The sequence below is a fragment of the Sphaerisporangium fuscum genome (genome assembly GCF_018531465.1).
Lineage (GTDB): Bacteria > Actinomycetota > Actinomycetes > Streptosporangiales > Streptosporangiaceae > Sphaerisporangium > Sphaerisporangium fuscum.
On sequence record NZ_JAHDTF010000048.1, the window covers coordinates 39,387 to 64,947 of the forward strand.

25 protein-coding genes, 2 tRNA genes and 2 pseudogenes are annotated in these 25,561 nt (G+C 68.0%); 17 read left to right on the forward strand and 12 right to left on the reverse strand.

Annotated elements, in window-relative coordinates; translation table 11 throughout:
- Positions 1-52 precede the first annotated feature (52 nt).
- Positions 53-631, forward strand: coding sequence for a TetR/AcrR family transcriptional regulator (locus KIK05_RS42705; RefSeq protein WP_214416630.1), 579 nt, complete (start codon positions 53-55; stop codon positions 629-631).
- A 131-nt stretch (positions 632-762) separates the two neighbouring features.
- Here KIK05_RS42705 and KIK05_RS42710 read toward each other — a convergent pair whose 3' ends face one another.
- Positions 763-1,014, reverse strand: coding sequence for an FtsX-like permease family protein (locus tag KIK05_RS42710; RefSeq protein ID WP_308250372.1), 252 nt, complete (start codon positions 1,012-1,014; stop codon positions 763-765).
- Between KIK05_RS42710 and KIK05_RS42715 the strand changes: the two genes are divergently transcribed.
- From KIK05_RS42715 to KIK05_RS42750, 7 genes and pseudogenes are all read left to right on the forward strand, one after another.
- Positions 919-1,479: a tyrosine-type recombinase/integrase gene (locus KIK05_RS42715; RefSeq protein ID WP_214416631.1), complete on the forward strand. Its 561-nt coding sequence runs from the start codon at positions 919-921 to the stop codon at positions 1,477-1,479. The two genes, KIK05_RS42710 and KIK05_RS42715, sit on opposite strands and share 96 nt — an antisense overlap.
- Positions 1,480-3,006: 1,527 nt before the next feature.
- Entirely contained in the window at positions 3,007-3,528 is a 522-nt protein-coding gene (locus KIK05_RS42720; RefSeq protein WP_214416632.1) for a SigE family RNA polymerase sigma factor, read from the forward strand.
- Positions 3,525-4,721 (forward strand): hypothetical protein, encoded by a 1,197-nt coding sequence (locus KIK05_RS42725; protein WP_214416633.1) that lies wholly within the window; start codon positions 3,525-3,527, stop codon positions 4,719-4,721. Before KIK05_RS42720 ends, KIK05_RS42725 begins: the two co-directional genes overlap by 4 nt.
- A gap of 231 nt (positions 4,722-4,952) precedes the next feature.
- Positions 4,953-5,792: pseudogene (locus KIK05_RS42735) on the forward strand (replication initiator).
- Positions 5,789-5,974, forward strand: a complete 186-nt coding sequence (locus KIK05_RS42740) for a helix-turn-helix domain-containing protein (RefSeq protein ID WP_308250369.1) — start codon at positions 5,789-5,791, stop codon at positions 5,972-5,974. Before KIK05_RS42735 ends, KIK05_RS42740 begins: the two are co-directional and overlap by 4 nt.
- Complete coding sequence (locus tag KIK05_RS42745) at positions 5,974-6,537, forward strand: N-terminal phage integrase SAM-like domain-containing protein (RefSeq protein WP_214416636.1); 564 nt, start codon at positions 5,974-5,976, stop codon at positions 6,535-6,537. The genes KIK05_RS42740 and KIK05_RS42745 overlap by 1 nt, the downstream gene beginning before the upstream one ends.
- Positions 6,537-7,184 carry a site-specific integrase gene (locus tag KIK05_RS42750; protein WP_214416637.1) on the forward strand — a complete coding sequence of 216 codons (648 nt, stop codon included), beginning with the start codon at positions 6,537-6,539 and terminating at the stop codon, positions 7,182-7,184. Before KIK05_RS42745 ends, KIK05_RS42750 begins: the two co-directional genes overlap by 1 nt.
- A gap of 77 nt (positions 7,185-7,261) precedes the next feature.
- Here KIK05_RS42750 and KIK05_RS42755 read toward each other — a convergent pair.
- The 7 genes from KIK05_RS42755 to galU all read right to left on the reverse strand — a co-directional run bounded on the left by KIK05_RS42755 (position 7,262) and on the right by galU (position 12,371).
- Positions 7,262-7,335 (reverse strand) — tRNA-Ala (locus tag KIK05_RS42755).
- Positions 7,336-7,416: 81 nt separating this feature from the next.
- Complete coding sequence (locus KIK05_RS42760) at positions 7,417-8,334, reverse strand: SepX/GlpR family protein (protein ID WP_214416638.1); 918 nt, start codon at positions 8,332-8,334, stop codon at positions 7,417-7,419.
- A gap of 172 nt (positions 8,335-8,506) precedes the next feature.
- Complete coding sequence (locus tag KIK05_RS42765; protein WP_214416639.1) at positions 8,507-9,139, reverse strand: GNAT family N-acetyltransferase; 633 nt, start codon at positions 9,137-9,139, stop codon at positions 8,507-8,509.
- A 95-nt stretch (positions 9,140-9,234) separates the two neighbouring features.
- Positions 9,235-9,711: a MogA/MoaB family molybdenum cofactor biosynthesis protein gene (locus KIK05_RS42770; RefSeq protein ID WP_214416640.1), complete on the reverse strand. Its 477-nt coding sequence runs from the start codon at positions 9,709-9,711 to the stop codon at positions 9,235-9,237.
- Positions 9,708-10,178 carry a cyclic pyranopterin monophosphate synthase MoaC gene (gene moaC / locus KIK05_RS42775; RefSeq protein WP_214416641.1) on the reverse strand — a complete coding sequence of 157 codons (471 nt, stop codon included), beginning with the start codon at positions 10,176-10,178 and terminating at the stop codon, positions 9,708-9,710. The genes KIK05_RS42770 and moaC overlap by 4 nt, the downstream gene beginning before the upstream one ends.
- Before the next feature lie 15 nt (positions 10,179-10,193).
- Positions 10,194-11,405 (reverse strand): molybdotransferase-like divisome protein Glp, encoded by a 1,212-nt coding sequence (gene glp, locus KIK05_RS42780; RefSeq protein ID WP_214416642.1) that lies wholly within the window; start codon positions 11,403-11,405, stop codon positions 10,194-10,196.
- Between the two features lie 51 nt (positions 11,406-11,456).
- Complete coding sequence (galU, locus tag KIK05_RS42785; protein WP_214416643.1) at positions 11,457-12,371, reverse strand: UTP--glucose-1-phosphate uridylyltransferase GalU; 915 nt, start codon at positions 12,369-12,371, stop codon at positions 11,457-11,459.
- Between the two features lie 24 nt (positions 12,372-12,395).
- Here galU and KIK05_RS42790 point away from each other — a divergent pair, with 24 nt between their 5' ends.
- Positions 12,396-12,974, forward strand: a complete 579-nt coding sequence (locus tag KIK05_RS42790) for a 5-formyltetrahydrofolate cyclo-ligase (protein ID WP_308250370.1) — start codon at positions 12,396-12,398, stop codon at positions 12,972-12,974.
- Between the two features lie 57 nt (positions 12,975-13,031).
- Here the strand turns inward: KIK05_RS42790 and KIK05_RS42795 are convergent, their stop codons facing one another.
- Positions 13,032-14,099 (reverse strand): LCP family protein, encoded by a 1,068-nt coding sequence (locus tag KIK05_RS42795; protein WP_214416645.1) that lies wholly within the window; start codon positions 14,097-14,099, stop codon positions 13,032-13,034.
- Positions 14,100-14,217: 118 nt separating this feature from the next.
- Here KIK05_RS42795 and KIK05_RS42800 point away from each other — a divergent pair, with 118 nt between their 5' ends.
- Positions 14,218-15,720: a potassium/proton antiporter gene (locus KIK05_RS42800; protein WP_214416646.1), complete on the forward strand. Its 1,503-nt coding sequence runs from the start codon at positions 14,218-14,220 to the stop codon at positions 15,718-15,720.
- 160 nt (positions 15,721-15,880) lie between these two features.
- Positions 15,881-16,021 (forward strand): annotated as a pseudogene (locus KIK05_RS49280) (FmdB family zinc ribbon protein); the annotation flags it as partial.
- Positions 16,022-16,035: 14 nt separating this feature from the next.
- Here KIK05_RS49280 and KIK05_RS49285 read toward each other — a convergent pair.
- Positions 16,036-16,233, reverse strand: a complete 198-nt coding sequence (locus KIK05_RS49285; protein ID WP_308250373.1) for a hypothetical protein — start codon at positions 16,231-16,233, stop codon at positions 16,036-16,038.
- A gap of 1,018 nt (positions 16,234-17,251) precedes the next feature.
- Between KIK05_RS49285 and KIK05_RS42810 the strand changes: the two genes are divergently transcribed.
- The 3 genes from KIK05_RS42810 (at position 17,252) to KIK05_RS42820 (ending at position 19,397) form a co-directional block, all read left to right on the forward strand.
- Positions 17,252-18,055, forward strand: coding sequence for an S-methyl-5'-thioadenosine phosphorylase (locus tag KIK05_RS42810; RefSeq protein ID WP_214416648.1), 804 nt, complete (start codon positions 17,252-17,254; stop codon positions 18,053-18,055).
- Positions 18,056-18,405: 350 nt separating this feature from the next.
- Entirely contained in the window at positions 18,406-19,011 is a 606-nt protein-coding gene (cpaB, locus tag KIK05_RS42815; RefSeq protein WP_250564387.1) for a Flp pilus assembly protein CpaB, read from the forward strand.
- Between the two features lie 203 nt (positions 19,012-19,214).
- On the forward strand, positions 19,215-19,397 hold the full coding sequence (locus tag KIK05_RS42820; protein WP_214416650.1) for a hypothetical protein: 183 nt from the start codon (positions 19,215-19,217) through the stop codon (positions 19,395-19,397).
- A 206-nt stretch (positions 19,398-19,603) separates the two neighbouring features.
- Here the strand turns inward: KIK05_RS42820 and KIK05_RS42825 are convergent, their stop codons facing one another.
- The gene (locus KIK05_RS42825) at positions 19,604-20,743 is read right to left on the reverse strand and encodes a D-alanyl-D-alanine carboxypeptidase family protein (RefSeq protein ID WP_308250371.1); all 1,140 of its coding nucleotides are present in this window, start codon (positions 20,741-20,743) and stop codon (positions 19,604-19,606) included.
- Positions 20,744-22,836: 2,093 nt separating this feature from the next.
- On the opposite strand from KIK05_RS42825, the gene KIK05_RS42830 reads away from it, so the two are divergent.
- Positions 22,837-22,909, forward strand: a tRNA-Arg gene (locus KIK05_RS42830).
- 283 nt (positions 22,910-23,192) lie between these two features.
- On the opposite strand, the gene KIK05_RS42835 is transcribed toward KIK05_RS42830, so the two are convergent.
- Positions 23,193-24,206 (reverse strand): HNH endonuclease, encoded by a 1,014-nt coding sequence (locus tag KIK05_RS42835; protein WP_214416651.1) that lies wholly within the window; start codon positions 24,204-24,206, stop codon positions 23,193-23,195.
- Positions 24,207-24,331: 125 nt separating this feature from the next.
- Between KIK05_RS42835 and KIK05_RS42840 the strand changes: the two genes are divergently transcribed.
- Together KIK05_RS42840 and KIK05_RS42845 are read left to right on the forward strand one after the other, a co-directional pair.
- Positions 24,332-24,631: a nucleoside triphosphate pyrophosphohydrolase gene (locus tag KIK05_RS42840; protein WP_214416652.1), complete on the forward strand. Its 300-nt coding sequence runs from the start codon at positions 24,332-24,334 to the stop codon at positions 24,629-24,631.
- 267 nt (positions 24,632-24,898) lie between these two features.
- On the forward strand, positions 24,899-25,453 hold the full coding sequence (locus tag KIK05_RS42845) for a hypothetical protein (protein WP_214416653.1): 555 nt from the start codon (positions 24,899-24,901) through the stop codon (positions 25,451-25,453).
- Positions 25,454-25,561: the final 108 nt, after the last annotated feature.

Sequence of the window (25,561 nt, forward strand, 5' to 3'; positions counted from 1 at the left end):
TTTGTTCACTAACGGAGGCTAGCACGGCGAAGTGCGTGATATATCCGTCCTCATGAGTCCCACCCGCCGCCGCGGAGACGCCCTCACCACCGCGATCTTCCAGGCCGTCCTGAGCGAACTGGCCGAGAGCAGCTTCGAGGAGCTGACGTTCGACAAGATCGCCTCCGCGGCCGGGACCGGGAAAGCGGCCTTGTACCGGCGCTGGTCCACCCCGGCCGAACTCGTCCTCGCCGCGCTGAGCGACCCCGCGACCGGCTTCGGCGACCCGCCGGCGCCGCCCGGCACGGGCACACTGCGCGATGACCTGATCGCCCTGCTCGAGCACTTCGTACGGGCGCTCGACGAGCCGCGCGGCCGCGCGCTGCTCCCGCTCATCGCCCACCGCCACCGCCATCCCGAGCTGTTCGAGCAGGTCCACCGGCTGGTGATCCGCCCGCACCAGGAAGTACTGCTGTCCGTCCTGCGCCAGGCGGTCGAACGCGGCGAAGCCGCACCCCGCAGCCTCACCCCGCGCATTGTCTCAGTCGGGCCACGCCTGATCCTCCTCCAGGCATGGGAGGGCGGTCTCGTGGACCCCGGCGAGATCGCCTCCATCGTCGATGAGGTGCTCATTCCGCTGACCAGGCCATGACCCCCTAGCCGGCATCCCGCAAGGCAGCAGTGCGAGACGAAAGGTGCACGTTGTGAGTCGCCGCCCGTACCGTTGGAAGCCGTCGGCATCTCGCCTCGACGAGGCGACGGCCGCTCACTGGACGTGGGGGCTCACTCCGCCCTGGCTGCCTCCAGGCCGGGTACGGACGCGGCCCGGCGCGCGGGCAGCGCCGAGGTCGCCAGCGTCGCCACGGCCGCACCCGCCGCGACCAGCGAGAAGAGCCACCACTGTGGGGCAGGGCGCAGGTACGAGCTGCCGCTCGTCAGATGCAGCAGCACCAGCGTGCCCATCGCGATCATCAGACCGAGGATCGTGCCGAGGGTGACCACGGCCGCCGTCTCCCAGCGGACCATCGAGCGGATCTGCGCCGCCCGTCGTCATGCTCTGGCGCTCGGTACGCGAAGGCGGCGACACCAAGACCCGCAAATCCCGCCGCACACTGGCCATGCCCAAACGCTGCGCGGAAGCCCTCAAACTCCACCGCGAGCGACAGGACGTGGCCAAAGAAGGCGGCAGGCGACCGATGGCAGGACAACGACCTCGTCTTCGCATCCAAGGTCGGCACGGAACTCGACTCCCACAACGTCCGCCGCTCGTTCCGAGCCGTCCTCAAGAAGGCCGGCCTCAACGCCCAAGAGTGGACACCGAGCGAGATGCGGCACAGCTTCGTCTCGATGCTCTCCGACGCCGGCATGCCCATCGAGGCATCTCTCGCCTGGTCGGGCACCGCAACACCAGCGTCACCGGAACGGTCTCCCGCCAACAAGCTCCGCCCCCTCCTCTTGGAGCGCGCCGAAGCGGTGGACCAGATCTTCCGGGACCTGTAGTCACTCAGCAACGCAAAAGGCCGCTTCCAATGCTCTGGAAGCGGCCTTTGACCTGGGTGGAGCTGAGGGGATTCGAACCCCTGACCCCTTCGATGCGAACTGCGGGCGGCATCAAGGTCAACGCCTCGTCGGCCTGCTCAGGCGTGCGATGACGACTGCTCGCGTATGTACTGCCGTACAGCAGAGCGGTACAGCAACACAGCCTTACAAGGGCCGACTGACACAGCAGACGTAGAACCGCAAGAGCAGGAGCCGGCCCCCGAGGGCCCAGCTGCGCCGGACCTGGAGCCGGAGCCGGAACCGGAACCGGAACCGGAGCCCGTGGTGGTGATCGACCATGAGCCGGAACCGGAACCGGCCCCCCAGCCGGAGCCGGACCCGGAGGTGATTGAGGCGGCCCCGGGGGAATGTGGGGTTGTCTTGGGCCTGATTACCCACTGGCCGCACGGATGCGGTCTGTTCGGACTGCGTGTCGTCACCAGACTCAGCGAGAGCGGCGGATGGCGCCGCAATTGAAAGAAGCGCCGTCGAAACAGCTATGAAGCCCAGCCCCGTAATCTTTTTCGTCGCTCATCTTCCTTGAAGTAGCGGTTCACCTCATCGGAAATACCCAAGCTCTTGTCGGAAGTACGGCGATACACTGACTTATAGCGCGTTTATGTTGAAAAGAAGACTTTGGGCAGTCATTTCCACCGTAGACGGGAAACCGCCGGTCACGTCTTCGCAAGGCGGCGGAGGAGGCCACGGTCGCGATGATCCCCTCGCCGGCGGGCGGCGGGGGCCTCCGCATGATCGTTCGCCGGATGGTCCGGTATTGGGTCCGTACGGCACCCTGGTAGCTCGGCGGGCCGGGGCGAAGCCCCGGACCTTCGATCGCCCTCAACCCCGTGCGATGACCAGCCACAGCGCGATCGCAACCTGTATGAGTGTGATGGCCCACCCTTAGCTCAGCCACGACGACGGGGTCTTAGTGGGAAGCCATCCGAGCAGGGGATGATCTCGACGTGCCGTAGTCGAGGGCCTCCGTGACGGTATTCGGCGGGGCAGGGAGCAGGTAGCCGGCGCCCAGTCGGCATGACGAGGGCTATGGAGCGACTCTCACTGGCGGCTACTGTCGGACCTCGGGCGCGCGCGGGGCGGTGCGTGCCCGGACCGGCCGAAGAGCCGCAGCCGGGCACGCTTGCCGACCGGCGCGCCCGGCGGGCCGCGCAGCGGACCGCCTTTGAAGACGTAGAGAAAGTCCTCATCCGGGAGATCACCAGAGTCAATGTCCTGTCCCGGGAGATGCTTGACACTCCGGTCCCAAGACATGGGTGACAGGTGCCGTTGTCGGTCAGTCTGGCGTGCGTCGTTTGCGGGCGTCGCGCGTCAGGAGGCCGGAATTGGCCCTGGTGGAGTTGTCTGTTGTCAGCAGCGGTATCGGGCGGTGCTGCTGGTGGCGCGCGAAAACGCAACCCGAAGTTGTAGCCGTGCGGATCGAACCTTTCGACAGGTCACCGGAGTCGGTAACGGTCGAGAGGAGTCGCGTTGGATCGCAATGACAGCTTCCGCGAGTTCGTCGCGGGCCATCAGCAGGCGCTGATGCGCACCGCGTACCTGCTCACGGGAGACGCCCACCAGGCCGAGGACCTGCTGCAGAACGTCCTGCTCAAAGTGCTCGGACGCTGGTCCAGGCTTTCGCGCGTCGAGCACCCCGAGGCGTACGCGCGTAAGGCGCTGGTCAACCAGCACATCTCCTGGCGGCGGCGCCGCGCCAGGAGCGAGTTCCCAACCGCCGAACCGCCCGACCGGTCGTACTCGAGCGAGGACTCCACCGTTGTACGGCTCGTCATGCGCCGGGCTCTCATGCGGCTGCCGCCCCGGCAGCGGGCGGTGATCGTGCTGCGCTACTACGAGGACCGGACCGAACGCGAAACCGCCGAGCTGATGAGCTGCTCCATCGGCACGGTGAAGAGCCAAGCTCACTACGCGCTGGCCCGCCTACGCGAACTGGCGCCCGAATTCGCGCCGAAGCTTGCCGATATCGAAGCCGAGGAGGCCTACCGATGACCTGGCTGCGGAATGTGCTCGTCGACCTGGCCGACGATACTCCACAGGTGGACCTGGCCGAGCGCACGATCGCGGTGCATCACCGCAGGCGGCGTACTACGATCTCCTACCTCGCGGCGGCCATGGTCGTGGCCATCGCTCTTGGCGTGACGGCCGCCATCCGGCTGCTGCCGCACGGGCCACAGGAGGCCGCTTCCGTGAGCGATCTGCCGGCGCGCGGGGCGGAGCCGTTGACTTACGCGTACAAGACCTTCTGCAAGCCCGGCAGCGAGAAGGCACTGGCGGGCTGCCGGGACGGCGGATGGCGGGTGGTCACCCGGAGCGGCAAGGCCTACGATGTGCCGGAGGCGCTGCCCAGCCTCGCCCCCGGCCGCACCGGTCTGCGCGACAGCCCACTGGCGATCAGCCGGGACGGTTGGAAGATCGCCTACTACAGCGCCAAGGAAGGCACCTTCCAGGTCCGCGACCTGGCCTCGGGCCAGAAGACGACGGCTGCGACGAAAGTACCGAAGGCACAACTGGGCAGCATCTCGCGTCTGATGCTGTCGGACGATGGGCGGTTCGTGGCCTTCAGCAAGGTCCCGGATTTCAAGGATCCCGCGTTGCTCATCGACATGCGCGATGGGGGCGTACGCGAGTTGCCGAACCGTTGGGTCCCCATCGGCCTGTCACAGGACGGCGCTACCATCACTCTCGCGGATTACTCTCCCACATCACGGCTGCGGACGATCTCGAACCTGTGGCCGAGTTCCTCAAAGGGTCACACCACGTCGGTCGACCTGCCGGCGGCCTACCACTTCAGCCCGCTCGCCCCCGACGGGAAGACCGTCGCGGTGATCGAGAACCGCAGCACCGCCGAAAAGCCGTGCCGTCACGGCGACCTCGCCCTCATGGACACGCTCACCGGTGAGAAGCGGAAGACGACCGTCATCAGCGGCCTGCCCTCCGATGTCTCCCAGATCTCGCTGCGCACCTGGCTCAGCGCTGAGGAGGTCACCGCACTCACCATGTCCGTGCGGTGCAGGCCGGCGTCCGAGGTGCCGGACGACGAGCCCGCGATGATCGACCCGCCGTACCAGACCATGACCGCCTACGCGGTGAACGTCAAGACCGGCAAGGCCAGAAAGCTCACCACCTATATCGCGCAGGACTTCTTCAGGATCGTCCTGCCTGGCCCCCCCGGGGCGCTGTGACCTCAGGTCTCAGTCTGCGGCAAGTATTCGCCCTAGCCGGGCCCCAACCCCCACGTCACCGCTGAGATCGCCTGTCGCTCATGTCGTGGGACAGAACCGTCAGGCATCTCGTGGGACTAGACAAGATCACCAGAGTCAATCTGGGCGCATTTCTGCTGCTAAACGTCCCCGGTCGAGCTACTCGGCTGCCGGGGACTCGCGCTCTCGGACTGCTACGACTACGCCTCAAGCGTGCTGTTCAACGCCCTGGCCCCCGAACTGTGGCGCCGCTTTACCATGGCGCTCCGTCGGCACTTGGCCAAACTCCACGGCCTGACACAATAGGAGCTGAGCGAACGGCTCGTCATCTCCTTCGCCAAAGTCGCCGAATACCAGCGCCGTGGCGTCGTCCACTTCCACGCGGTGATCCGCCTCGACGGCCCCGCCGGCCCCGACACCACACCGCCCGACTGGGCAAACGCCGATGCCCTGACGCAAGCCGTACGCCACGCCACGGCCGCCGTGACCGTCCCGGTGCCCGAGCTGCCCGGCGAACCTGCCCGCGTCATGCGCTGGGGCACACAGCTCGACATCCGGTCGATCACGATCAATGGGGAGCTGACGGATCAGGCAGTCGCCGGATACATCGCCAAGTACGCAACTAAAGCGGCCGAATGCGTCGGCACCGTCGATCGACGTATCAACGCCCTGGAAGACCTGAGCGGTCTGGACCTGAGCGAGCATGCTCGGCGGCTGATCGTCGAATGCTTCCGCCTGTCCACCCTTGACCGGCTCAACGAACTGCGGCTTGCCCAATGGGCGCACATGCTCGGCTTCCGCGGCCACTTCTCCACCAAATCCCGCCGCTACTCCACCACCCTCGGCGCCCTCCGCGCCGCCCGAGTCGACCACATGCGCGACGAAGAGACCAGCACCGGCCGCCTGCCCCTCTTCGACGAAGACACCGTGCTCGTCGTCGCGCACTGGGAGTACGCCGGACGCGGCCTGTCCGCCGGTGAACAAGTCATCGCCGCCGCCCTCACCGGTGTCCCCCTTCCCGCACCCACACCAGCCGCCAGGAGTGACCAGTGATCACGGACGACATGCTCACCGTCCCCGACGTGATGACCAAGCTCAGGGTCAGCCGGTGGACGGTCTACAAGCTCATCCGCTCCGGCGAACTCGAATCCGTACTCGTCAGCGAACGATGCCGGCGCATCCCCCAATCCGCGCTCCACGACTACATGACCCGGCTGTGCGAGGAGGCCGCCTGATGGGACAGCGCGCCAACGGGGAAGGCTCGATCTTCCCCTACAAGAACGGTTACGCCGGATACGTCTGGGTGACGACGCCCGAGGGCGAGCGTAAGCGCAAGTGGGCCTATGGCAAGACCCGCGACGAGACCCACAAGAAGTGGCTCAAGCTCCACGAGGCCGCCGCCAGGGGGCCAGTCGTCACCAAGTCCATGACGGTTGGCGCCTACCTCGATCGGTGGATCCATGAGGTTGTCGCCCCCAATCTCGCTCCGTCCACGGCGGCGACCTACGAGGTGTTCTCACGCCTGTACATCGGGCCTGCTCTCGGCACCAAGCGGCTCGACAAGCTGACCGTTCGCGATGTTCAGACCTGGTACAACAAGCTCCGAACCACCTGCCAATGCTGCGCGCAGGGCAAGGACGCCCGTAGGCCAACCAAGAAGCAGAAGTGCTGTGCCGTGGGGGCCTGCTGCCAGCAGACGGCCTCCGACCGCACCGTGCGCGACGCCTGGACCATTCTCCGGGCCGCGCTGAACAACGCCATACGGGATGAGTTGATCACCGTAACGTCGCGGCCCTGATGCGTGTCCCGAAGCCTCGGCGCCGCAAGATCAAGCCCTGGTCGGTGGACGAGGCCCGACAGTTCTTGGAGTCCGCGCGGGCTCGGCGTGATCCGCTCTACGCCGCTTACGTGCTGATCCTCGCGGTGGGCCTGCGGCGCGGTGAAGTCCTCGGGCTGAGGTGGGAAGACGTCGACCTGGACAACGCCGAGATGACGATCGGCTGGCAGCTCCAGCGGGTGAGCGGGCAGCTCTACCACCGTGAGACCAAGACGGAGGCGTCGGACGCCGTTCTGCCTCTCGTCGATCTCTGCGTCACCGCGCTTCGCGACCGGCAGGCAGACCAGGAGGCGGCGCGCAAGGCTGCCGGGAGCGAGTGGATCGGCAAGGGACTCGTCTTCACGACGCGGACCGGTCGGCCGGTCGAACCTCGGAACTTCAACCGCAGCTTCGCGAGCGCGATCAAGCATGCGGGTGTGCGGAGCATTCCGGTTCACGCCACCCGAAAGACGGGCGCGTCGCTCCTCGTCGCGCTGGACGTTCACCCGAGGATCGCTATGCAGATCCTTCGACACAGTCAGATCGCGGTCCCGATGAACATCTACAGCGAGGTGTCGTCCGAAGCCACGCGGAAGGCACTCAAGAAGCTCGGCGAACAACTCGAATAGCCGTTGCTGTACAACGCTGCTGTACGGAGATCAAAAAAGGCCGTTTCCGATCACCCGGAAACGGCCTTTGACCTGGGTGGAGCTGAGGGGATTCGAACCCCTGACCCCTTCGATGCGAACGAAGTGCGCTACCGGACTGCGCTACAGCCCCAAGGACTCGACCAGATTAGCAAACTTTGGCGACCACCCGCGCCACTCGCGCCGGTTCGCTCCCGCCGAACCCTTGGGAGCCTCAGTCGCCCACTGCTCGGCGGGAGCGGTCGGCGTGCTGGTCGAAGGGCTCTGCGGGCTTCACGAACTCGATGATCTCGGCCTCCGCCTGCTGGGCGGCGGCTTCGAGGGCGCGTCTGCGCTCCCGTGCCTTGCGCTGCCGCTCCGCCAGGGCCCTGGCCGCCGCGGCACGCCGCTCGCGGTCCACGCGCGTCGCTATGCGAAGGATCACGACGTAGGACGCCAGCAGGACGGTGGACGGCGCGACGCTCCACCAGGGAGCCACCCCGGCCGCGGCCGTCACCCCGGACGCCAGGTGCACCAGCCCGCAGCACAGCAGCCATCTGCGGCGCCGGGCGAGGACCCTGGCGCGGCGCCGCGACTCCTCCTGGGAGGGGTCGGCTCCGCCGCCGTACGGCCCGCTGGACTCGCCGGCGGAAGGCTCCGTGAGCGGGGTCTCGGAGGGGCCGGACGGTTCGCTCTTCGCCCGAGGACCGGACGGGGTTCCAGGGCCGGTGGCGCCACTGCTGGAAGCGGACAATCCGGAACCGCCGGCGCCGGACGGCCCGGACGCGCCACTGCCCGTGCCGGACGGCCGGAAGGCGCCACTGCCGGTGCCGGACGACGCGGAACCGCCGGTGCCGGACGACCCCGGTGTGGCGCTGTCGGACGTGGGGGAGGTGAGTTCGACGGTGATCTCGTCGTCGGAGGGGTCGAGGGCACCGGTGGTGCGGACGCCGGCCACGTCGGACACGCTGATGTCGGCGAGGGTGTCCCCTCCGATCGGGTCGCAGTCGGAGACGTCCGGATCGCCGTCCATGCCCTGCTCGCCGTAGAGCTCGCTCATCTCCACCGTGTGGCGGTCGCGCCGCAGCCACATCGGCACGAGCACGCACAGCCACATGAGCACGATGCCGAGGTACAGGAAGGCGCTACCCATGAGCCCACCTCCGGGCAGCATGAACACAGCACGGGGCCAGGTCCGTAGCAAATGTGTTCACGTCACGCACCGTAGGACCGGGTGTCACTGGTTGACGAGCATTCGGTGCGGTGTGTCGCGAGATCGTCAACCTGTTTATGGCCAGGCCTGAGTCAAAGCTCTCTATGGTGGTTCAGGTGGATCCGTCGTGTGCGGTTTTCGCCCGGGTCTGTCGCCATTGGGCGAGCAGTCCGCGAGGCACGTCCTCGAGGGTCAGCGCGTAGCAGATGTGGTCGCGCCAGGCCCCGTCGATGTGGAGCTGCCGACGGCGGATGCCCTCCTCGCGGAACCCGAGCTTCTCCACGACCCGGCGGCTGGCGTGGTTCTCCGGCCGGATGTTGGCCTCCAGGCGGTGGAGGCCCACGGTGAAGAAGCAGTGGTCGACCGCCAGGGCGAGCGCCGTGGGGATGATGCCGCGCCCGGCGAGGTCGCCGCTCACCCAGTAGCCCACCTGGGCCGACCGGGCCGAGCCCCAGACGATGGCGCCCACGGTGAGCTGTCCCGCGAAGGCCCCGTTCCAGGTCACGACCCACGGCAGCGCCAGCCCCTGCCGTGCCTCGCGCCTCAGGGTGCCGACCATGGAGATGTAGGGGCCGAGGCCGGTGCGGAACAGCGGGGTCTCGGGGTTGCTGGGTTCCCATGGCCGTAACCAGTCGGCGTTGCGCAGTCGGGTCTCCCGCCACGCGACGACGTCGCGCAGGCGGAGCGGCCGGAGTCCCACCGGTCCCTCGTTCAGGGTCACCGGCCAGCCGCGAAGTCGATCCACGGGTCAATCATCCCCTGCCGGACCCTATGTGCGCCATGGCGCCTTCCAGCCCTTCCCTTTGACAGCCCCGGTCGGCGGCCCTCAGGCCGGAACGGTCACCGTGGGTGGTCTCCGCCCCTGATCTGGTCGACGGCGTGCCGGAGGATCGGGGCGAGGATCGCCATGCCGTCCCGGACACCTCCGGACGATCCGGGCAGGTTGACGATGAGTGTGGTGCCCGCCTGGCCGGCGAGGCCGCGGGAGAGGATCGACGTGGGGACCTTCTCGCGATTGGCCTGCCGTACGGCTTCCGCTATGCCGGGTATCTCCCGTTCGATCACGCGTCGCGTCATCTCGGGGGTGAGGTCCTGCGGGGTGAGCCCCGTGCCACCGGTGGTGACGATCACGTCGTACCGCTCGCGGACCCCTTCGCGCAGCGCGTCCTCGACGGGCTGCCCGTCGGGGACGACGCGCGGGCCGTCCACCTGTTCGCACCCGGCGCCGGCGAGCAGCTCGGCCAGCAACTGCCCGGATTTATCGGGATAGATGCCAGCGGCGGCCCGGTTGGACGCCGTGACGACCAGTGCTCTCACGGCCGCGTCCAGACGCCGGTCTTGCCGCCGGTCTTCTCCTCGACCCGGATGTCGGTGAGCACCGCGGCCGGGTCGACGGCCTTGATCATGTCGATCATGGCGAGGCCCGCCACGGACACCGCCGTCAGAGCCTCCATCTCCACGCCCGTGCGGTCGGCCGTCTTCACCCGGGCCGTGATCTCCACGCCCGTGTCGACCACGGCGATGTCGACCTTGACCCCGTGCAGGGCGATCGGATGGCACAGCGGGATCAGATCGGGCGTGCGCTTGGCGCCCTGGATGCCCGCGATGCGCGCGACGCCGATCGCGTCCCCCTTGGGAACCTCACCGGACCGCAGGATGGCCACGGCCTCCGCCGAGAGCAGCACCCGGCCGGTGGCGCGAGCCGTACGGACGCCGACCTCCTTGGCGGAAACGTCGACCATGCGGGCGGCGCCCGACTCGTCGATATGCGTCAGCTCACTCACAGCCGCACCACTTCCTCACAGCGGGATCACCTGTACGGCCGCGCCCTCGGGCACGGCGGTGACGTCCTCGGGGACCACGATCAGGGCGTTCGCCGTGGCGAGCGCCGCGAGCTGGTGGGAGCCCTGCCCGTGGACGGGGGCCACCAGCGTCCGTCCGTCCGCCGAGCTGCTCAGCACCCCTCGCAGGTACGAGCGCCGGCCGGCGGGAGAGCGCAGCGCCGAGGTCGTCGCCGCCGTGACGGTGGCCGCGGGCCCGGCCGGCAGGCCTCGCATCTTGGCCAGCGCCGGCTTCACGTACAGGACGAACGAGACGTACGACGAGACGGGATTGCCGGGCAGCGTGAAGATCGGAACCCTGCGGTCGCCCAGGACGCCGAAGCCCTGCGGCATGCCGGGCTGCATGGCGACCTTCTCGAAGCGGACGGTGCCGAGGGGGGACAGCGCCTCCTTGACGGGCTCGTACGCGCCCATGGAGATGCCGCCGCTGGTGATCACGGCGTCGGCCTCGCCGAGGAGGGCGTGCAGCGTCGCCGAGAACTCCTCCGGGTCGTCGCCCACCGCACGCCTGCGGGAGGCCTCCCCGCCGGCCTGCCGGACGGCGGCGACCAGGGTGAAGCTGTTGGACTCCCAGATCTGCCCGTGCCCGAGCGGCGCGCCCGGCTCCACCAGCTCGCTGCCGGTCGACAGCACCACCACGCGGGGACGCGGGCGCGCCAGGACGCCGCGACGGCCGACGCCGGCGAGGATGCCGAGCTGGGCGGGCCCGATCAGCGTGCCCGCGGGGAGCACGACGTCGCCGGCCTGGACGTCCTCCCCGGCCCTGCGGATGGCGTTGCCGAGCGGCGCGGCGCGATGGACGGTGACCTTGACGGCGCCGCCGTCGGTCCACTCGACGGGGACGACGGCGTCGGCGCCCTCCGGCACCGGCGCGCCGGTCATGATGCGGGTGACCGACCCCGGCGCGACCGCCCGCGGCGCGGTGTCGCCCGCCGCCACGTCGAGCGTGACCGGCAGCACGACGGGTTCGTCGCCGGTCGCGGTCGCGACGTCCTCGGCGCGCACGGCATAGCCGTCCATCGCCGAGTTGTCGAAGGGCGGCAGCGCGACCGGTGAGGTGACGTCCTCGGCCAGCGTGGCGCCGAGCGCCGCGTCGAGGTCGAGCTCGACCGGGTCGAGCGGGCGCACGGTGTCGAGGATCTCGGCCAGGTGCGCGTCAACCGTTTTCATCGCCTCAGCCCATCCGTGGAGTCGCCGCCCCCACGGGGCGGCACCGCCAGATCACTCTGCCACAGGCGGCGCCTTCTCCAGGAACTCGCGCAGCCAGGGGATGAATTCGGGTGCCAGGTCAGGGCGTTCGGCCGCGAACTGGACGACCGTGCGCAGGTAGTCGAGCTTGTTCCCGGTGTCGTAGCGACGGCCGCGGAACAGCACGCCGTGGACCGGGCCGCCCTGCTCGTTCGTACGTCCGGCGAGCTCGAGCAGCGCGTCCGTGAGCTGGATCTCGCCGCCGCGACCGGGCGGGGTGTTCTCCAGGACCTCGAAGACGGCCGGGTCGATGACGTAGCGCCCGATGACCGCCCAGTTGGACGGCGCCTCCTCCGCCGGGGGCTTCTCGACCAGGCCCGTCACGCGGACCACGTCGTCCTCGGAGGTCGCCTCGATCTCGGCGCAGCCGTACAGCGAGACCTGCTCCCTCGGTACCTCCATGAGAGCGACCACACTGCCGCCGTAGGTGTCGCGCACCTCGATCATGCGCTTCAGCAGCCCGTCACGGTGGTCGATCAGGTCGTCACCCAGCAGACAGGCGAAGGGGTGGTTGCCGACGTGCTGCTTCGCGCACAGCACGGCGTGGCCGAGGCCCTTCGGCTCGCCCTGGCGCACATAGTGGAAGGTGGCGATCTCGACCGGTTCGAGGACCTGCGACAGGCGCTCGGAGTCGCCCTTGGCCGCCAGCACCTCCTCCAGCTCGTACGCCCGGTCGAAGTGGTCCTCGATCGAGCGCTTGTTCCGGCCTGTCACCATGAGGAGGTCCAGGAGCCCGGCGGACACCGCCTCCTCGACGACATACTGGATGGCCGGCTTGTCGACGATCGGCAGCATTTCTTTCGGGGTCGCCTTGGTCGCCGGCAGGAATCTCGTGCCGAGACCTGCGGCGGGAATGACGACTTTCGTCACTGGATCGTAGTCAGCCATAAATGCACCTTAATGGAGGGTCGAGTGGACAAAGCAGAGCTGCGTCGTAGGATCTTGGCCGCGCGAACCCAGGTCTCCGATCCGCGCGGCTCGGCCATGGCGATCAGGGAGACGCTACTCGACCAACCTTGGGTCCAGCTGGCAGGGCTCGTCGCGTGCTACTGGTCGATGGGCGACGAGCCCGCGACCCACGGCCTGATCTTCGCCCTGTGGAAGCACGGGGCGACGGTGATCCTTCCCGTTCTCAAGCCCGACGACGATCTCGACTGGGCGGTGTACGACGGGCCCGACTCGGTGGCGCCCGGGCGGCGCGGCATGATGGAGCCGGTGGACGTGCGGCGGGGCGTCGACGCCATCCGCACCGCCGCCCTCGTGATCGTCCCCGCCCTGGCCGTCGACCCGTCCACGGGGATCCGCCTGGGGCGCGGCGGCGGGTCGTACGACCGGGCGCTGGCCCGGGTCGGGCCGAACGTCCCGACGGTGGCGCTGCTGCACGAGGGCGAGCTGGTCGAGGGCATTCCGGCGGAGCCTCACGACCGTCCGGTATCCATGGCCGCCCTTCCGTCCGGGATCGTCACCTTCGGCGGCCGTCCGGTGTCGTAAGCGGGGTATTTACGGGCCGGCCGGAACCGTCTTCGACCTGGACGGCCCATGGCGGTGCTACTGGAGGGACTGCAGGTCGTTGAGCCCGCCGTTGTCCTTGAAGTACTGCGGCAGGGTGTCGTTCCTGAGGGCCGCGTAGAACAGCCGCCCGGCCTCCTTGTTGAGCTTCACCACGCTCGCGCCCTTCACCGTCGCGGTGCCCAGTGTGGGCACGGTGGTGGAGTCGACCGTGTCCGCCCTGATGTTCCTCAGGTCGATCGCCAGGTCGCGCAGCGTGCCGAGCGTCACGCCGTCGTCCACGCTCACCGCCTGGGTGAGCGCCTCGAGGAAGTCGTTCAGCTTGAACGGGTCCGTCAGCAGGTCCTTGCTGGTCATCTTGCGGCCCACCGCGCCGATGAACGCCTGCTGCCGCCTGATGCGGTCGAAGTCGCCGCCCGGGAGGTTGTACCTCTGGCGGACGAACAGCAGCGCCTTCTCCCCCTCCAGGTGCACCATGCCCTGGGGCCAGGTGACCTTGTTCATCGGGTCGTACACCTTGCGCGACACGTACACGTCCACGCCACCGATGATCTTGGTCATGTTGACGAAGCCCTCGAAATCCAGGGCCGCGAAGTGGTCGACACGGACGCGGGTGAGGTTCTCGACCGTCTTGATCAGCAGCTTCGGCCCGCCGAAGGCGTACGCCGCGTTGATCTTGTTGTTTCCCTTCCCCGGGATGGGGACATAAGAGTCGCGGGGGATGCTGATGAGGGTGAGCCGGTCCCGGGCCGCCGGGATGTGGACGATCATGATGGTGTCGGCCCGCTGGTTGCCCGCCTCACCTGGCCGCTTGTCCGACCCGATGAGCAGCCAGTTCTGCGCGTCGCCGGCCGCCTTGGCCGGACGCCCGGCCTCTTCGGGAAAAGCCCCGGGGATACGCTCGATATTGCCGTTGAGCGTGATCTGACGCTCCATCACCACCGCGAACGCCGCCGCGACCACCATCGCGAGGATGAGCACGACCGCGATCAACAGCCGGCGGAGCAACCGACGTTTCCTCGGCGGTTCCGTCGGGAGGAGCTTCTCCTCGTCGGCGGAATCTCCCTTCCTCGCGTTCTCCAGAACCGGGGAAGCTTCGTCGGTCACTTCGCCACCTGATCGCCCAACCAATGTGTCGCGTGTGACGGTAGCCCAAAGTAGTTCAACGTGGTAGTCGACTATACGGATACGACAGAATGGGCCTAAAACGCGAGAAGGGGGCCCAGTGAATTTGCATACCTGGCTGCTCCTCGCGTCCGTCGTGGTCATGGCCGCCATCGCGTCCGTACGCGTGGCCCACCGCACCGGCATGCCGAGCCTGCTCATCTACCTGGGCCTCGGACTGCTGGTCGGCGAGGCCGGGCTCGGCCTCCAGTTCGAGAACGCCCAGCTCGCGCAGCAGATCGGCCTCGTCGCGCTGGCCGTCATCCTCGCCGAGGGCGGTCTGACCACCAACTGGCAGCACGTCCGCCGGGCCGTGCCCACCGCGCTCGTCCTCGCCACACTCGGCGTCGCCGTGAGCATCGTCGTGCTCGCCGCCGCGGTCCAATGGCTGCTGGACATGGACTGGCGTACGGCACTGCTGCTCGGCGCCGTCCTCGCCTCCACCGACGCGGCCGCGGTGTTCTCCGTCCTGCGCCGCCTGCCGCTCCCGCCCCGCCTCGCGGGCGTCCTGGAGGCCGAGTCCGGGTTCAACGACGCGCCGACCGTGATCGTCGTCATGATGCTCAGCACGGCGGGCGCGCCCATACCGACCTTCGGCCACGTGGTGTTCGACGCCGCCTTCGAGCTCGTCGTCGGAGCCGCGGTCGGGCTCGGCGTCGGGCCGCTCGGGGCGTACGCCCTGCGGCGGGTGGCGCTGCCGTCGTCCGGCCTCTACCCCATCGCCGTCCTCGCCTTCGCCATCGCCGCCTACAGCGGCGCCACCCTCCTGCACGGCAGCGGCTTCCTCGCCGTGTACCTCGCCACGCTCGTCCTCGGGAACACCCGCCTGCCGCACCGGCCGGCCACCCGCGGCTTCGCCGAAGGGGCCGCCTGGCTCGCCCAGATCGGGCTGTTCGTCATGCTCGGCATGCTGGCCAGCCCACGCGAACTGCCCACCGCCGTCGTCCCCGGCCTGATCGCCGGGTTCGCCCTCGTCCTACTCGCCCGGCCGCTGTCCGTGGCCGTCTCCGCCCTGCTCGTACAGCTCTTCGGCATCGACAGGTTGTCCTGGCGCGAGCAGACGTTCCTCTCCTGGGCCGGGCTGCGCGGCGCGGTCCCCATCGTGCTCGCCACCATCCCGTGGGCGGCAGGAGTCACCGGCGCCAAGGGGGTCTTCAACGAGGTCTTCGTGATCGTCATCGCGTTCACGTTGGTGCAGGGCCCCACGCTCCCGTACCTCGCGCGGCTGCTGAAGGTCGGCGCCCCGAACGAGGCCCGCGACCTGGGCGTCGAGGCCGCCCCGCTCGAAGAGCTCAACGCCGACCTGCTGCAGGTCACGATCCCGCCCGGCTCCGGGCTCCACGGAGTGGAGATCTTCGAGCTGCGCCTGCCGTCGGACGCGGCCGTGACCATGGTCGTACGGGACGGCCGGTCGTTCGTCCCCGTCGACACCACACGCCTGCGAACCGACGACCAACTCCTGGTCGTCACCACGGCCGCCTGCCGGGACCGCGTCGAACGCCGCCTGCGCGCCGTCAGCCGCCGGGGCAAGCTGGCAGGCTGGTACGGCGAACACGGCGAGTGAGGCGGGTTTCGGGCGACCTGTATCAGCTCCGGAGCGGACCCCCTAGAGAGCCTGGGACGGGGATTAGAAGCCACCTGGGTGGCGTTTAGCCTAATCGGCTGCGTACCATTAGCAGTCGCATCGGTAGAGTGCCAATCTGCGTGAGCCATAGGAGGAGTGCGTGCCCACCTACCAGTACGCCTGTACCGCTTGCGGTGAAGGGCTCGAGGCTGTCCAGCGGTTCACCGACGAGCCGCTGACCACCTGCCCCAACTGCCAGGGCCAGCTTCGCAAGGTCTTCTCGGCCGTCGGCATCGTCTTCAAGGGCTCGGGCTTCTACCGGACGGACAACCGCTCGTCCGGATCCTCCGGGTCTTCGCTGTCGTCGAGCTCGTCGTCGTCCAGCTCGAGCGGTTCTTCGAACGGCTCCTCCGACTCCTCGACGAGCAAGAAGGAGCCCGCCTCGGCCGGCACCTCGTCGTCCACGAGCAGCCCGGCCGCCTGACGCCATTCCGGGTTGTACGGCCCGCTCACCCCGGCCGTACAACCCCGGCCCCTAAGGTCGCCGCCGTACAACCCAGGCACCTACTGTCGCCGCCCTGGCCCCTGCGGCGAGGGGTGCCGGCCACCCGCGTGCCCGGAATCCCCTGGGCGTACGAGGTTCCGCGACAGGCGGACCATCTGCCACGCCGCCGTCCCGCAGGCCCCTGCCGTCGCGGGCGGCGCCGTGAACACCCGGCCGGCACAAAGGGCACGCGAGACGAAACCGGCGCACAACAGCTCGCTGCGTTCCAGGCCGAGGCCGTAGCATTCGCACCCCAACGCCCTTCCACGCGAAGCTCCCCGTCGGCGCCGGGACGACGTACGGCCCCCATGTGCCCCTGGTACGGCCGTTCCCTCGCCCTCCAGGCACCGCATCCGCAAGGGCGCCGACGCAGCAGGACGTGCCACGGCCGATTCGGCCCCCCATACGCCGCACAACCCGCTCCCCCGGAACGGCGACCACGCCACCAGACACAACTTATCCACAACCCCAGCGGGACGCCCACCACCCCAACCAAGACGCGACACCCGCTCCTGCCACCTGTGCCAAAGGGCACCGACGCAGCGGGACGTGGCACGGTCAATTCGGCGCCCCCATACGCCGTGCAACCCGCCCCCTAACAACGCCAACCGCCACTAGACGCGACTTATCCACACCCCCAAGGTTTGGTCAGGGCCAGGGCGAGCACCCCCGGGTGCTCCAGCAGGGCCTGGCGGGCCGCGTGCGCCCACGCCCGCCCCTGCCACGTCTGCCAAAGGGCGCCGACCCAGCGGGACGTGGCACGGCCAATTCGGCGCCCCCATACGTCGGACAACCGCTCCCCCACGGCGACCACGCCACCGGACACGACTTATCCACAACCCCAGCCGGACGAACGCCACTCAGACCGGAACGCCGCTGGTCGCGGCCTTCCCGCCGATCGGCTGGCGCCGCCCTCTTCCGCTGAGTTATCCACAGGCAGCCCCGCCGCCCCCTACGCCACTGCCCCAGGACGCTAATGTCTGCGCCATGGTCATGAAAGCGGACATCGGGGTCATCGGCGGTTCCGGGTTCTACTCCCTTCTCGACGATGCCGAAGAGATCGACATCGACACGCCGTACGGGGCGCCCAGCGACACCATCACAATCGGCCACATCGGGTCCAAGTCGGTGGCGTTCGTGCCCCGGCACGGGCGAGGGCACCGGTTCCCGCCCCATCGCATCCCCTACCGGGCCAACCTCTGGGCACTGCGGTCCCTCGGCGTCCGTCAGGTGCTCGCGCCGAGCGCCGTGGGCTCGCTCCGCCGCGAATACGGCCCCGGCACCCTCGTCATCCCCGACCAGCTCGTCGACCGTACCTCCGGCCGCGAGCAGACCTACTACGACGCCGGGGCCGTCCACGTGCCCTTCGCCGACCCCTACTGCCCGATCGGCAGAACCTACGCCTACTCCAGGGCAGAGGCCGAAGGGTGGAACGTCGTCAACGCCGGCACCCTCGTCGTCATCGAGGGTCCCCGCTTCTCCACCAGAGCCGAGTCTCACTGGTTCGCCTCCAACGGCTGGTCGATCGTCGGCATGACCGGCTACCCGGAGGCCGTCCTCGCCCGCGAACTCGCCCTCTGCTACACCACCCTGGCCCTGGTCACCGACCTCGACGCCGGCGTCGACGCGGGCGAAGGGGTCACCCAGGAGGAGGTCTTCGCCTTCTTCGCCGCCAACAGCGAGCGCATGCGCACCCTCGTCGCCTCGGTGGTCACCGACCTCCCCATCGAACGCACCTGCCCCTGTACGGAGGCCCTGGAGGGCATCAAACTCCCCTTCCCCCTCCCCTGACCTCACCTTCCAGCCTTCCTGGCCGTCCTGCTACGAGCAGCAACAGCCCGAGCCGCGACAGCGGCGTCCATGTCCTGGGAGGAACAAGACCAACCGGAGACTCTGACTCCCGCGGTACGACGCTGGGCGCGCAGACCCAGACCCGCGTCGCCACCGTCGCCGTTCCACCGCCTCACCACCCGCCGCATCCGCCGACATTGCGCCGCCTCACCACCCGCCACCCCGCCGACGCTCCGCCGTTTCGGCGGGGCGGCTGAGTGGGTTTGCTGGCAACTGGCACGCCTGGCGCGCCTCGGACCGCCCTCACCACAGGAGCCACCATGCGAACCGCGCCGCTTCGTGCAGTTCGGATGCTCAGTCGCCGACGCCGCCTCCTGGCCGTCCTCCTGGCGGCGGCGTCAACGGGATGCATCGGGCTCGCCATACGCCCGACCCCGTCCACAGAGGTCATCGCGGCCGCCCGCGACCTCCCGGGCGGCAGGCTCGCGGCGTCCGACGTGACAGTGATCAAGCTCCCCGCCGAGTCCGTCCCCGACGGCGCCCTGAGCCCCGGCGCGCAGCTCACGGGCCGGATACTGACCGCCCCGGCCCGGCGCGGCGAGCCCCTCACCGACTTCCGACTCCTCGGCCCCACCCTGGTGGACGCCTACGGGGCAGGCACACTGGCGACACCCGTGCGCATCACCGACGCCGGCTCCGCGGCCCTGCTCCGGGCAGGCGACGTCATAGACGTCCTCGCCGCCACGCCCCGCTGGGACGACGCCCTGCCCCCTCGAACCACGACCGTCGCACAGGCCGTCACGGTCATCACTACGCCAAACTCGGCCGCTCCCTCCGACTCCACCGAGCCGGGCGCCCTGGTCGTGCTCGCCACCACCCCCGACCAAGCCGCCCATCTGGCCGAAGCATCCGCCGGCTCCCGCCTCACCATCACCATCCACGGCCACCACGACTGACAGGGCCATCACGAGTGACAGGGCCACCATGACTGACAAGGCCACCACCAGTGACATGGCCATCACGACTGACAGGACGGAACCGGTTACTACGAAGTACGGCGAAGCCGACGCCGCGGTACGCCGGGCAACCCGGCGCGACATCCGGCACGTCATCGGCCGCCCTCGCTACGCCCGCCACATCAGCCGCGGCGCATGAGCTATTGATCGCGGCGAACAAGCACACCACCGCCGCCAAGATCAACGCCACGCCCACCGACTTGATCAACGAGTACGCGAAGCTCGACCTCACCGGCATGTGGGGCGACGGCCGACTGGGCGACGCGGCAGAAATTGGCGGCGACCGGCGACAGTTCCATCGCGTGCTTCCGCCAACTTGGCTCTGAGCAGCCACGAGAAGCCCTGGCCTGCCTCATCGCCCCCTGGGACCACCCGACACGAGTCCCCCACCTGGACGCCGGCAATGACGACATGTACGGGTTGTATACGGGGCGAGCGAGACAAGCGGGGAGTGCCCTACGACATCATGGGCGCCTTCTATCGCCCGTACCGGACGCGGAAGCACGTCGCAATGATCTTGAGGTGCCGCGGACTACTGCTTGTTCGCCAGCTTGGGGTCGTACTCCCAGTGCCATGGCTCGAAGGGGCTGTGATACGCCCAGTCGGGGTGCATCCACCCGAACTTCTTGCTGTTGGCCTCGAGCCAGTTGAACTGCACCGACCGGAAGACCTCGACACCGCCGCACAGGTCCACTGCGAGCCCCAGCCCGTGGTTGCTCTTTCCGGGCGTAGCGGCGAAGCCGGGCCGGCGGTAGAAGACCGCCTGCTGCTGGGACAGGCTGCGGTAGCTGTCGGTCACGCACATCGGCTTGCCGAACTGCTTCTTGTAGGCCTCGCTGAGGGCCACGAACGCGATCGCCGCGTCGGCCCGAAGCTCACGGCCCTTCTGCTGCAGCGGACACAGGACGCTCTTGGGTAGCAATCCGTTGGGGTACTCGGTGGCAGCGCTCACACGTGTGGGATCGCAGGCCGCACCCGACCGGCCCCCCTGGTTGACGCGCACGCCGAGCCTGGACAGCTCCTGGGTCAAAGACTTCACGACCGTCGACGACCGCTTCCGCAGCGTGTCGATCTCCACACTGAGCTGCGCCTCGACCAGCAGCTTCGTCGCCCGAAGATCCTGAGCCTCCGCGGCCAGCTGTTGCTGCTGCTGGTAGAGCCGCCCCGCGTCGGCGAGCACCCGGTCGCGTCCGGACACGATGTAGGTCATGTCGCTCATGGCCTGCAGGCTCGAATCGTCGCTCTGACCCGACAAGAACGGAGTCATGTCGCCACCCGTAGGCGACTGGTACAGCGACTGGACCAGGTCCGAAAGCGGCTGACGCATCTTCGAGAGCTGCAAGGTCGCCGTACGGAGCTGCTGAAGCTTGGCCTTGAGATCCTTGTCGGCCTTGGCCAGCGTCGCCTGGCGCTGCTCCAGAGCCTTGGACGCCGCGGCGAGAGCCTCCGACGCCTTTTCGGCCTCCCGCCGTAGAGCCGTCAGGTTCCCCGGGTCCGTCCCCTGGACACCCATCTGTCGGGATGGGCTACCCGCGAGCAGAGTGGCCGCCTTCTGGCCTACAGCCTCTTTGGCGACCGACCGCGCCTGTGCCGTTCCCGACGAGGTGACGCTGAGCGTCGAGACCATCGCCATGAAGACCGCGGCCAGGCCCGCCGATCGAGGAGATGGCACGCTCAACCCCTCCGTTTGCGAACTTGTGACCTGAGCCCGGCACGCACGTTACTACAGCGAGCCGAGTACCCGGGCCGGAGTCAGGAGAGCCGTTATGCACGGATCATGGCATTTATACCTGCTCACCCCCCTCATCCGGGCCCAGTTTCAAGAGCCCGAATAGTCCCAATCCCCAGCCCCAGGGCCCACCCGGCGCCCGAGCCACCCCCGATCGGCCGATCTCCACGACTCGACCGACCTCTTCCAAAGACTGGACAGATCTCGCCTCCGACCAGCCAAGGACGCCCCGTTTCAGGCCGGACCAGCACGTCTCCGCCTGTCCCCAGAAGACGGAGCCATCGCGGCCCAAAGGCCCCTGGCCGAGATCACGCGCGCAGCCTTCCGGCGGTGCAGCGTGAGTGAAGGCAAGGACGCCCTCAACAGCCTCCAGCACCGTCGGCTCCACGAACGGGCGGACCAGAGATACGGCACTACCGACGCTTGTTGCACGACACCCGGCCGCCCAACGCCCCGACTCACCCTCCCCACATGCACAACGCCCGGTCAACCAACGTCCCGACTCGTCCTCCTGACGTGCAGGACGCTCGACCACCCGACATCCCAACTCGCCCTATCCGCGTGCACGACGCCCGACCGGCCAAGAGTCCACCTCGTCCCCGCCGTCCGACCGGCTGACGTCCCGACTCGACCCTCTCCGCGAGAGATCCACTCGCTCGGGCTCGTCCTTCAGAGAGGGGGCGCACGATCCACCGGTCCGAGAACCAACCGGTCACCGTCGCCGCCTCGGCGCGTCGATGAGCGGGATCGACTACGTCCGGACTCTGATCGGGACGTCAACACACCCCTCACAGCCTCGCAATCACCACGCCAGATCCTCGAGCCCACATGGGGCACAGCCCAAAGATCGTCCGTCAGAACCCACACGTCCGAACATCAACGGTGATTCCTTCCGACTCCGCCGGCCCGGCGGTCCGCATAGGGCCGTTCGGCGGCTTCGCTCTGATCGCCGACGACGGTGGGGACGGGACCGACTCCTCAAGCCCCTTCTCCGGCGCAGCTCCCGCTTCCCCGAGGGACGCGTCACCCTCCCCCCGCCTTCCGTTCCCCCTCGCTGGGGCGTCACCGTCGAGTCGCCCGACGTCCTCAGATCTTCGATAGGACGAGCCCTCACCCAGGCGGTCAGAGCGCGGGCGCGGGTCCGTCCGTCCCTTCCGATGCGACCGTCCCGGCCGGGATCTCCCATCCTCCCTCGCCGACGCCTCTCCTTCCCCAGACGTCCTGAAAGGCATGGAGCCGACACGTCCCCGGGCTCGACGAGGGTCACCGGCCCGCCGCTCCCCTATGGGGCCATGAGCACCCCCCGTGCCCGTACCGAACCGGGCCCCTGGAAGCCAGACGGACCGCCCCTCTTCACCACTGCGAGGCCGCGGATAGATCGACTTCTTCACGCGGGCCTGCCTGGACAGTCCCTCCCACCGTGGGAGCACCGGCGCAGGGACCACGCCTTCGTAGCCTTGATCCGCATGCGGCGGAGCCGGAACAGGAGCGATGAACGGCTCACCCGCCACATCCCACGATGCGGCAAGCGCCCCAGCCCCCGATCCAGGAGAAGCGTCCGGGCCCGACGCAGGAGAAGCCTCCGACCTCAGTTCAGGAGAAGCCGCCGACTTCGTCCCAGGAGATGTCTCCGGCCCCGGCGGAGGAGAAGCTTCCGGCCTCCGGACAAGAGAAGTCTCGGCCTTCTCCACTTCCCACGACCGCCCGCGCCCCTCGACCCCGGCCATCTCCGGCAGCCGTTCTCTCACCCGCTCCTCGTAGCCGGTGAGCTCCGCGACCAGAAGCCCCATCGCGAGGACCGCAGGCGCCAGCATCGCCCCCACAAGCAGCCGAGGCCGCACACCACGTCGCCCCTGAACACGAATACGTCGCCTTACGGTCACAGACAGTGACGTTAGCCATTGTCCGGCACGCCGTGTCGCCGAGATGCCAGCCCTTTACCCCAGCTCAGGCCACCCATGAGGCGCCACCCCGAAACCCGACCCCCACCTCGGCACACATGGTGCTCACCTTTCGGTACGCTTACACCAGATCCAGCCTCCGTAGCTCAGGGGATAGAGCACCGCTCTCCTAAAGCGGGTGCCGCAGGTTCGAATCCTGCCGGGGGCACTCATATCCACCAGGCGTTTCAGCCTCTGACTTGTGGTTTCTTGGCCGCAGGTCTTTTGCATACCTGACCCTTGATAGGTCAACAAGGGCAGGCAGATGCAGCCGTAGGACCTTGATCAGGCGGCATGCGGGGGATGATCTTGTCGGGGTTTCCCGACTCGCTCAAGCCGCTCATTCGCAGCTGAGGGGCACACGCACCCCCTGCTTCCCTGCATGGCTGATGAGCCCTGACGAGTGCCGCGGGCAGGTGAGCGGCACCGAATCATCGAGCCATCCCGCGCCGCTACTGGAGCCGGCTACGCACTCCCTTGATGAAGTCCCACCAGTCACCGACCCGTCCACCTGAATAGCCGTGCGCCTTCAGCGTCAGCTGGAGGGTTCGCTTCAGCGGATGGGGTGACTGCATGATCGCCTCGTTCCGCAGAGCCAGACGGGTGAGCTGCCCCTGTGAGGGTGGCTGGTTGCTCTTCTGCCCGTTGCAGGACCTGTGCGCAGGGGCGAGGTTCCAGATGGCGTCCAAGTCGACCTTGGTACCGCTCAGGAGCCGTTTGAAGGAGTACGGAAACACGTGGTCGACCGCAACCTCATCGGCGCCGGGGGTGAGCGGTTGAGCGCAGATGTTGCAGCGACCATGCTGAAACCCGATGACGGCCTCGGTGACCCCAGCGACTGAGCGCCGCCGTTCTTTGTCAGTGATCCGCAGCGTCGTCATATCAACCGCGACGCCCTCCTCCACCAGGCTTCGGCCCACCTCGGCAGCGAAAGAGGTCTCAACGATGCTCCACCTGGCGGTCAACTCCGCCTCCAGGGTCAGCTTCTGCTCCGACAGAGCGACCTCGCGGAGATGGTCTGTCAGCTTGACCACCCGTTCCCGGGAACTGCCGGTCACCTCGTAGAAGCGATGAGGTACCTCGGCTCCGCCGTTGCCCCGCAGGTTGTGGAACTTCTGCATCACCATCTCGGGCATCGATTTCATCGCTGCAGCAAGCAGCCTCTCGGAGGGCGCACCAAGCCGTATGGACGCCTCAGTCTCCTCCTGAGCGACAGTCAGGAAGTCCGTTCCGCCGGCGACGCTCCTCAACGAGGCCTGTGGCGCCTGCGCGAGATGCTCCACCAGACTCATCGCGTACGGTCTCGCAAGGTCTCGCAGAAGGATGTCGGTGCGTCCTTCTGCAGCGGCGCCTAGCAGCGCCTCCCCCAAGGCGAACTTGTAGGTACGCGAGTTGGCCCCCATGAGCACCGCCAGCCTCCATGAGGAGCGAGCGGTGGGCTCTTCGCGGAAGAAGTCCACAGTCATCCGTACATACCAGCCTTGATCGCGTTTCGACCGGTTCAGGGTAGTTCGCGATCAGGTGAATGTCACTGGGGGCTCGATAGGCTCTAGAGCCTTAGGTAGGCGGCTCGAAGTGAAGGGCGTGGAGCATGGGAAAACTAGTTCGAGACAAGATTCCGGATATTATTCGCCAGGGCGGCGAAGAACCTGACATTACCGTGCTCGACGACATCGCCTACCGCGAGGCTCTGCTGACCAAATTGTTTGAAGAGGCCAGCGAACTCCGCGAAGCGCCTCCCTCCGAGGTCGCGGAAGAGATCGCCGATGTGTACGAAGTGCTGCGCGCGCTAGCTACGGTCCAGGGGCACGACTGGAGTGTGATCGAGAAGGTGGCAGCCGACAAACGCGAGGAGCGCGGAGGGTTCCATCATCGCCTCTACCTGGGGTGAAAGCTTTGGGCGTCTCGTGACAACGTACTCGATATGCGACTACTGAGCCTGATCAGCGCGCCTAGCCGAGCGTGCTGTCACGAGTGCCGTTGAATCTTCTGCCAAGCCAGCAGGCTCTCGCTGCCCGAATATGGAAGCCCACGCTGGGAGCCGCTATCTTCTTAGCGGCTTTCTTGGCGTTGCGTCGATGCGCTCTCAAACACATGAGCCAAAAATCCGCGCCGTGGCATCGGCAACACCGGCTTTCACGAGCTGATGGGAGTTTACATGTCCGAGGTGGGGGCTCGTGGCCGCGACACACTCGGTCTGGCCACGCGCGTGAAGGCACTGGCCGTCGCCGATCCGGTCCTTGACCTGGAGCGCCGGAAGTCGTTACTCACGTCGCGAGACTGGAGCGGCTATCAAATGGAGGAGTTAGCACTCACCGCTATCGACACCGTCACGCTGAAAATGGACTTCGAGGACGGCGCCCGTCACGAGGATGTAGTGGCAGCGGTGACGCGCATCGCAGAGCTTCAGATGCCGGATCGCAGCAACGGCGAACACACCGACGTGGCCCGTTGGGTCCTGGACAGTCTGGTCAACGTCGGGACGGTCGACCGCGGCTTCAGTCACATCTACGGCCTCGCAATAGACGGTATATATGTCTCGCACCGCTTCTCCTTCAAGCTGTTGCGCGAGGTCGCCGGAAGCGACGGCCAGCCACGACTTCGTGCCTCAAACGAGGCGATCGCGGTGCTGGTCGGCGCGGTGGACATCGACATTGCTTCCGAACAGGTCGCCGCCGACGCAAAGCTGGAAGCCCTAGTAGTGCTTTGTTAGGTCGGCGTGTCGTGGAGCCACTGTGACGGTGTGGGTAGTTTCATGCTGCGATGACCCCCCATGAGCTTTCGGTTGTGCGGCAGCGCCTTGAGGCGTTCGCCGCGGAGA

Excerpts from the sequence above, each read along its gene's own strand:
- KIK05_RS42705 (WP_214416630.1), top strand. The coding sequence starts at position 53 with ATGAGTCCCACCCGCCGCCGCGGAGACGCCCTCACCACCGCGATCTTC.
- KIK05_RS42715 (WP_214416631.1), top strand. The coding sequence starts at position 919 with ATGCAGCAGCACCAGCGTGCCCATCGCGATCATCAGACCGAGGATCGT.
- KIK05_RS42725 (WP_214416633.1), top strand. The coding sequence starts at position 3,525 with ATGACCTGGCTGCGGAATGTGCTCGTCGACCTGGCCGACGATACTCCA.
- KIK05_RS42745 (WP_214416636.1), top strand. The coding sequence starts at position 5,974 with ATGGGACAGCGCGCCAACGGGGAAGGCTCGATCTTCCCCTACAAGAAC.
- KIK05_RS42750 (WP_214416637.1), top strand. The coding sequence starts at position 6,537 with ATGCGTGTCCCGAAGCCTCGGCGCCGCAAGATCAAGCCCTGGTCGGTG.
- KIK05_RS42760 (WP_214416638.1), bottom strand. The coding sequence starts at position 8,334 with ATGGGTAGCGCCTTCCTGTACCTCGGCATCGTGCTCATGTGGCTGTGC.
- glp (WP_214416642.1), bottom strand. The coding sequence starts at position 11,405 with ATGAAAACGGTTGACGCGCACCTGGCCGAGATCCTCGACACCGTGCGC.
- galU (WP_214416643.1), bottom strand. The coding sequence starts at position 12,371 with ATGGCTGACTACGATCCAGTGACGAAAGTCGTCATTCCCGCCGCAGGT.
- KIK05_RS42810 (WP_214416648.1), top strand. The coding sequence starts at position 17,252 with ATGGTCATGAAAGCGGACATCGGGGTCATCGGCGGTTCCGGGTTCTAC.
- cpaB (WP_250564387.1), top strand. The coding sequence starts at position 18,406 with ATGCTCAGTCGCCGACGCCGCCTCCTGGCCGTCCTCCTGGCGGCGGCG.
- KIK05_RS42835 (WP_214416651.1), bottom strand. The coding sequence starts at position 24,206 with ATGACTGTGGACTTCTTCCGCGAAGAGCCCACCGCTCGCTCCTCATGG.
- KIK05_RS42840 (WP_214416652.1), top strand. The coding sequence starts at position 24,332 with ATGGGAAAACTAGTTCGAGACAAGATTCCGGATATTATTCGCCAGGGC.
- KIK05_RS42845 (WP_214416653.1), top strand. The coding sequence starts at position 24,899 with ATGTCCGAGGTGGGGGCTCGTGGCCGCGACACACTCGGTCTGGCCACG.